This is a genomic window from Kocuria sp. ZOR0020 (genome assembly GCF_000800955.1).
Lineage (GTDB): Bacteria > Actinomycetota > Actinomycetes > Actinomycetales > Micrococcaceae > Kocuria > Kocuria subflava.
The window spans coordinates 1-7306 of sequence record NZ_JROX01000049.1; the positions used below are offsets into that span (position 1 = coordinate 1).

Sequence of the window (7306 nt, forward strand, 5' to 3'; positions counted from 1 at the left end):
CCCATGAGCAGCCCCTGCCCCACGGAGGCCGCGGCCTGCTGAGAGGCCAGATCCTTGGGCCGCCGGGAAAATCCCAGCGGCGCCAGCCCGGCAGAAATGGCGCCGGAGGAAACGAACACCACCTCTTTGCCGTGGGACTTCAGACTGCCCAGGGCGGCCACAATGCGCTGCACAGCGGCCTCGTCAATCGAGTTCTGGATGCTGGTCAACGACGACGACCCCACCTTGACCACAATGCGCTTGGCCAGGTGAATCTGATCGCGCTGCTCAATGGGCGAACGCCGGTTCTTGCCGCGATTCTCCGCACTGAGCTGAGAGGCCGACTTGGCAGCCATGCCCTCCAGGGCTTCAACGTCGATTTCCTGCACCCGTGTGGGCATGCTCTCCGGTGTCCTTCCCACTGCCGTCACCTGATGCTGATTGGGCTCATTCGGACTCGCGCTTGCGGGCGCGGCGCTCGTCCACGGACTCGGTCCACATCCCGGCCAAACGCTCCGCCTCCAATTCGTCACGGGCTGCGGCTTTGGCGTCCATACGTTCGTAGTATTCACGACGACGCTGCTCACGCGTGGGCCTGTGGTCCTCTGACAAGCGGGGATCCGTGCCACGCGGGGAGGCCAACAGTTCGGCACCACCCAACATGGTGGGCTCCCAGTCAAAGACCACGCCGTTTTCCTCTGGGCCAATCAGCACGGCGTCACCGGGGCGGGCGTTCATCTTGAACAGCTCCTCCTCGATCCCGAGCTTGGCAAAGCGGTCAGCCAGGTAGCCAATGGCTTCCTCGTTGTTGAAGTCGGTCTGCAGCACCCACTTCTCCGGCTTCTCTCCACGCACGTGCCAGATGGGTTCCAGGGAGCGTTCCTCCCGGGTGATGGTGAATTCCTTGGCCCCACCGCGTACGGCCTTGGGACGCAGTACCACGCGTGCCGGCTCGGTATCAGGTTCCTGTTCCCGGCCCTCCTGCACAATCTGGCCCATGGATAAAGTCAGTTGCTTGAGACCTTCATGGGAGGCCGTGGAGACTTCAAAGACCCGGTAACCCTTCTCCTCCAGCATGGGACGCACGAACTCCGCGAGTTCACGGGCCTCCGGGACATCGATCTTGTTGAGCACCACCAGGCGCGGACGCTCCAACAGGGGCACGGAGCGGCCGCCGTCCAAGCGGCCGTCCACGGCGTAGGCAGCCAGTTCCGATTCGATGATTTCCAGATCGGAGATCGGATCCCGTCCCGGTTCCAGCGTGGCGCAGTCCAGCACGTGCACCAGGGCAGCACAGCGCTCCACATGGCGCAGGAACTCCAGACCCAGGCCCTTGCCCTCGGATGCGCCTGCAATCAGTCCGGGAACGTCAGCCACCGTGTAGCGGTAGTCCCCCGCCTCCACCACACCCAGGTTGGGCACCAAGGTAGTGAACGGGTAGTCCGCAATCTTGGGGCGAGCCTTGGAGATGGCCGCAATCAGGGAGGACTTGCCTGCCGACGGATAACCCACCAGGGCGATGTCTGCAAGGGACTTCAGTTCCAGTACGACATCGTTCGCCTGCCCGGGCAGCCCCAACAGGGCAAAGCCCGGCGCCTTGCGCTTGGGAGAGGCCAGGTGCGCGTTGCCCAGACCACCCTGGCCACCGGAGGCGGCCACGTACTCGGCGCCGATTCCCACCAGGTCAGCCAGCACGTTGCCGTCACGGTCCTTGACCACCGTGCCGTCCGGGACGGAGAGGATGAGGTCCTCCCCCACGAACCCTTGGCGGTGATCGCCCATGCCGGGTCCACCGTTGGGTGCTGCGCGGTGCGGTGAGCGGTGGTAGTTGAGCAACGTGGTGGTTTGACCGTCCACGCGCAGGATCACGGATCCGCCGTCGCCGCCGTTGGCGCCGTCCGGGCCGCCCAAGGGCTTGAACTTCTCGCGTTTGACGGACACGCACCCGTGGCCGCCGTTACCGCCGCTGGTGTGCAACACCACGCGGTCGACGAACTCTGCCATGGATTCTCCTCGTGTGGATGGTTGGCCCCGTGGACCCGGCATGTTGCGTCGGTGTCCCGTGGAGCCCAGAAAAGTTGTGTGTAAACAAGAGTAGAGGGCGGGCGCACATGGCACCCACCCTCTACTTCATGCAGTGAGCGGTGATGCACGGGTTCACCGTGCATCAGCAGGACCGGGCAGGTCAGCAGCGTGACAGCTGCGCGCCTGTGCCGGTCGGAAATCACTCGGCGGTTGCGGCCTCAACAACGTTGACGACCTTGCGACCGCGCTTGGTGCCGAAGGCAACCTCACCGGTGGCCAGTGCGTACAAGGTGTCGTCCTTGCCGCGGCCAACGTTGGCGCCGGGGTGGAACTTGGTTCCGCGCTGGCGAACGATGATGGAACCGGCGTTGACCTTCTCGCCACCGAAGCGCTTGACGCCCAGGTACTGCGGGTTGGAGTCACGGCCGTTGCGGGTGGAGCTGGCGCCCTTCTTGTGTGCCATGTCTAATGCCTGCTTTCGCTAGGTGGCCCCTGGATGAGCGTTCGCTGCTGCGTGACGCTGCGGGCCGGGCTGGTTGGGTGTGGGGACCGAACGCCTCAGGCGTCGATGCCGGTGACCTTCACGGTGGTCAGCTCGGCACGGAAGCCCTGGCGCTTCTTGTAACCGGTCTTGTTCTTGAACTTCTGAATGCGGATCTTGGGACCGCGCAGGTCCTCAATCACCTCGGCGGTGACCTTCACGCCGGACAGGGACTTGGCATCGGAGGTGACCTTGTCACCGTCGACCAGCAGAACTGCCGGAAGCTCGATGGTGCTGCCTGCATCACCAGCGACACGGTCGATGGTTACCAGGTCTCCAACTGCAACCTTCTCCTGGCGGCCGCCAGCGCGGACAATCGCGTACACCACTTGGAACTCACTTCTCTCGAGACGAAACAAAACTGTCTATGGCGAGCGTGTTCCCTTCACGGACCAAGGAGTCGTGCACATCCGCATCAAGACCGGCCAGTGGGATGGAGACGCTGGTCAGGACCGATGTGCAAAAGGTCAGGAACTACACCCGGTGTGCGTGCCGCGCTCCGCGCTGAAGCTATGGACGGTAGTTCTGGGGGCTCGCAGGCCACGCACCAGGGATCGAGAATACGGTATGCCCGCAACCTGCGGCAAGCATCTGTGTCCCGCGAGTCGCGCATGCGAGCAGGCTCACGTTCCGGACGGCTCCCGTGACGGTCCCCCACGATCGCAGGGGTCACGGAAGAACTGCTCCTCCAACTCGCAGGCCCGGTGGAACGCCGTGCGCATCTGTTCTTGAACCTGCGGTGACACCCCGCGTGCCACATGATCGACGACGACGCGAGCGCGCTGCGCGGCCTCGGTGAACACCGGATCCGAGTAGGCACTGATCCATGCGGCGTAAGGGTGCTCCGCGGCTGACACACCTGGGGCCTGTTGTGCCAACTGCTCACCGATCCAGGCGTAGAGCCAGTAACACGGAAGCACTGCTGCAACCCCCACCGCCCAGTCACGTGATTGGGTGGTGGCCAGCAGGAACTCCGTGTACTCGCTGGTCACACGACTGGCGGACACCTCCGCTCGGGTATCCACCAGCGTGGTGTGCAGCTGTGCTGTTTCTCGAGCACAGCCGGCAGCTCCTTCTGCAAGGAACGCCCTCCACTGTCCTTCCGGTGCCCTCACGGCCAGCTGTGCCAGTGCCACGGAGTAGTCCTGGAGGTAGAGCAGGTCCTGGGCCAAGTAATCCAGGAACACCGCGTGAGGCATGGATCCCTCCGCCAGCGAGGTCACGAACGCACCCTTCTGGATTCGGTCGCGAACATCAACGGTTTGATCCCACAGTGACTGCGTGAAAGAACCATCGTGACCGGCGTCCGTGGCGGCATCGGAGCCAACGCCTTGACTCAGTGCCTGTGTCTGCACCATCCGGTCCACTAGATCTGCCAGGTGGTGCCCGTGATGCACAGGGCCGTTGCCACCGCCGACGTCCAGGAGGTCTGCCTGCTGGATGGCCTCCCGCAACCAGGATCTGGCAACAGCAACGCTGGCGACCCAGTCCCCCGTGCGTGCCGCCAGAACTGCCACGGCCGTGGACAGAGTGCACCCCGTGCCGTGCGTGTTGCGTGTGTGGATCTTGGGGGCACTTGCCTGGAACGCAGGTGTGGTTGCCCCGGGCGTTACCAGTGCATCAGGAGTGTGGTCACCAGCCAGATGACCACCCTTGACCAGCACCCTGACCTGGTAGGTGTCCGCCAACTGTTGACCTTGGCTCAAGGCCTGCGTCCAGGACGTGGCCTCTTCCACATCCAGCAGAACAGCCAGTTCCGGAAGGTTGGGAGTCACCAGATCTGCCAGGTGCAGCATGTTCCGCATGGCGGATTCGGCGTCGTCGTCCAGCAGGCGCCCACCAGCGGTGGCGATCATGACTGGATCCAGGACCACCACCGGGGGCCGGTTGGCCGTGAGCCACTTCTTGACGGTGTGGATCACGGGGACGGAACCCAGCATGCCGATCTTGACCGCGTCCACCGTGACGTCGTCGGACACGGCGTCGAGTTGGGCCGTGAGCACCTCCAGCGGCGGGACGTGAATGGAATGAACACCGCGGGTGTTCTGGGCGACCACGGCGGTGATCGCGCTCATTCCGTAACCGCCCAGAGCAGTGATGGTCTTGAGGTCTGCCTGCTGACCTGCCCCGCCCGTGGGGTCCGTGCCGGCTATGGAGAGCACCCGGGGTACACGTCGCGGTGTGATGGCTGGACCGGTTTCCGGGCGTGAGCATGGAGTGTCTGTGGTGGTCATCGCCCGATCACCTCCCGGTACGCGCGGGCGGCTTGTTGCGGGTCATCGGCCGCGCAGATTCCGGACACCACGGCCAAACCATCGGCACCGGCCTCCATCAGGGGTGTGGCGTCCTGGACTTTGACCCCACCAATGGCCACGGCCGGTACCGAACACAGTGACCTGGCGCGGGCAAAGCCCTCAACACCCAAGGGTTCGGGGTGATCGGGTTTGGTCTGTGTGGCGTGCACAGCACCGATCCCGGCGTAATCCACGATTCCCGCGGGCAGCTGATCCAGCGTCACGAATTCCTCCGGCGTTGCTACCGAGAGACCCACCACCGCCTCAGGGCCGCAGATGGCGCGGACATCCCGTACGGGCGGATCGGACTGGCCCACGTGCACCCCGGCCACGGCTTCTCCCCGGTTCCGAGCTGCCAGGTACACATCCACCCGGTCATCCACCAGCACCGGTACGCGGTGCCCAACCCGCTGCGCCACCTGACAGGTCAAATCCAGCAAGTCCCGTCCACCCATGGTCTTGGAGCGGACCTGCACCATGGTGACCCCGCCGGCCACGGCGGCCTCCACAACCTCGGCCACGCTGCGGGGCGCGCTGAGCTCGGTGTCCGTGACCAGATAGAGCAGGAGGTCATCTGCGGAGAAATGGTTGTGGGGACTCACAGGGCCACCTCCGCACATGTCACGGCAGCCTGCGAGGCCAAAGCCTCAGGGGTCAGGGAGTTGAGCTGATCCAAGAGTTCGACGGCAAAAGACCCGGGTCCATTGGCTCGGGCAGCAGCACGTTCAGCAGCCACCTCCCACAACACACTTCCGGCAACAGCGGCCTCCACGGGATCCGCCTGCACGGCCAGACTGGCCGCAATCACAGCGCCCAGCGCACATCCGCCGCCTGTCACTTGGGTGAGGTAGCGGTGCCCGTGGGGTACATGCCACGCCACCTCACCATGGTCGGTGGCACCCACAATCAGGTCCACCTCCCCGGAGATGGCAACGGCCTGGACACCGTGGTCTGTGAGCAGGGTTCGCGCAGCATCCAGAGCATCGCCCGGTTGATCCGTGGTGTCCGTGCCACGGCCGCCGGCCCCGCCGCACAGCCCGATGACCTCGGAGGCGTTTCCCCTCACCACTGTGGGGTTGTACTGCAGCAGGTCACGCGCCAATTGGGTTCGGATGGGAAGTGAGCCCACGGCCACGGGATCCAGAACCCACGGTGCGCCGGTTTCCTGACACGCTGCGGCTGCTTCCACCATGGCTTCACGCTGTTCCGGGGTGGGCGTGCCCAGGTTGATCAGAACGGCATCCGCGATCCGGGCAAAATCACAGGACTCCCCCACAATGTCCGTCATGGCAGGAGCAGCCCCGGCTGCCAACAGCGCATTGGCCGTGAAGTTGATGACCACCGCGTTGGTCAGGCACTGCACCAGCGGGCGCTGCAGTCTGAGGTCAGCCAGTGCTGTGGACAGGTGATCTGATGGAAATGGAGAGCCAGGTGCAACCGTGTGCGTCATGGCGACAATCCCTTCGCTAGTACGAGCTAGATCAGGTTCAACGGGTGTGCTCTCAGCCGCGCCTTGCATGCGCGGCACCCCGTGTCAGTGGTAACCCACCATAGCTTTGAGCTCCGCGCTGCGCAGCCCCTGAACCTCAAATCGCTGCCCACGTTCACCCACCGCACAGACCAGTGGCCCGGATTCCACAAGGGAATCCGGGCCACTGGTGGGAAGGCCTCAGCCTTATTCGGCGTCCGCGCGCGGTGCTGCAGCCGGTGCCGAGGCTCGGCGTGAGCGACGCGGCTTGCGGGCTGACGGCTGCTGCGGGCCACGCTCCCCCAGCGAATCCGCCAGGGAATCCAAGGACGCAACAGCTGACTGGTCGGACCCTGCCTGCTGTGTGGAGGGTGCCCCACCGGAGCCGTAGGGCAGATCGATCACCTGCCCGTTGATGGTCACCTTGGACTGGTCCCCCTTGCCACCGGTCACGGCCACCGCAGTCCCCGCGGTCACCGTCACGCCCGCAACGGCCGGGGCATCAGCCTTCTCCGGTGTGCCCACGGGGGCGGCAGCGCGCCTGGCCCCACGGGTACGACGACGCGGCTGTTCCCGTTGCGTGGGTGCCACGGGTTCCGTGTTCTGCTTCTTTGCAGGCTCTCCCTTGGCTGCGGCCTCCTTCGGGGCATTCGCGCCCGCAGAGTCCGCCCCTGCAGAGTCTGCCACGGCAGAATCCGAGGAGGATTCCGTGGTGGGTTCCGGCACAGCCTCACGGTCCCGGCCATCGCCCTCAGAGGATGCGTTGCGGTTCTCGGAGTCGATCTGACCACGGTTGCGGGAGCGCTTTCCACGACGCTTACGACGACGCTTGTTGCCCTCACGGCCGTCATCCGGACCGGTTTCTCCGCCCTGATCCGTGGCCTCAGCGGCCTCTGATTCCGGCTCCGACTGCTTGGAACTGCCGGACTTCTTACGCCGCTGCGAACCCTTGCCCTGACCAGCACCATTCGCTTCCCTGGACGTCTCCCCGTTCGCCTG

6 protein-coding genes, 2 pseudogenes and 1 riboswitch are annotated in these 7306 nt (G+C 64.9%); all 8 genes and pseudogenes read right to left on the minus strand.

Annotated elements, in window-relative coordinates; all coding sequences use genetic code 11:
- Positions 1-380 (minus strand): annotated as a pseudogene (locus tag L979_RS03455) (glutamate 5-kinase); the annotation flags it as partial.
- A gap of 46 nt (positions 381-426) precedes the next feature.
- Complete coding sequence (obgE, locus tag L979_RS03460; protein ID WP_047689263.1) at positions 427-1983, minus strand: GTPase ObgE; 1557 nt, start codon at positions 1981-1983, stop codon at positions 427-429.
- 220 nt (positions 1984-2203) lie between these two features.
- Complete coding sequence (rpmA, locus tag L979_RS03465) at positions 2204-2467, minus strand: 50S ribosomal protein L27 (protein WP_047689264.1); 264 nt, start codon at positions 2465-2467, stop codon at positions 2204-2206.
- A gap of 95 nt (positions 2468-2562) precedes the next feature.
- Entirely contained in the window at positions 2563-2874 is a 312-nt protein-coding gene (gene rplU, locus L979_RS03470; protein WP_047689266.1) for a 50S ribosomal protein L21, read from the minus strand.
- A 294-nt stretch (positions 2875-3168) separates the two neighbouring features.
- Positions 3169-4779, minus strand: a complete 1611-nt coding sequence (locus L979_RS03475) for a bifunctional hydroxymethylpyrimidine kinase/phosphomethylpyrimidine kinase (RefSeq protein WP_052209427.1) — start codon at positions 4777-4779, stop codon at positions 3169-3171.
- A complete protein-coding gene (gene thiE / locus L979_RS03480) occupies positions 4776-5441 on the minus strand; it encodes a thiamine phosphate synthase (protein WP_047689268.1) in 666 nt (221 codons plus the stop codon). The genes L979_RS03475 and thiE overlap by 4 nt, the downstream gene beginning before the upstream one ends.
- Positions 5438-6289: a hydroxyethylthiazole kinase gene (gene thiM / locus L979_RS03485; protein ID WP_052209429.1), complete on the minus strand. Its 852-nt coding sequence runs from the start codon at positions 6287-6289 to the stop codon at positions 5438-5440. The genes thiE and thiM overlap by 4 nt, the downstream gene beginning before the upstream one ends.
- A riboswitch (TPP riboswitch) is annotated at positions 6280-6381 on the minus strand. (Overlaps the previous gene by 10 nt.)
- A gap of 133 nt (positions 6382-6514) precedes the next feature.
- Positions 6515-7306, minus strand: a pseudogene (locus L979_RS16185) (hypothetical protein); the annotation flags it as partial.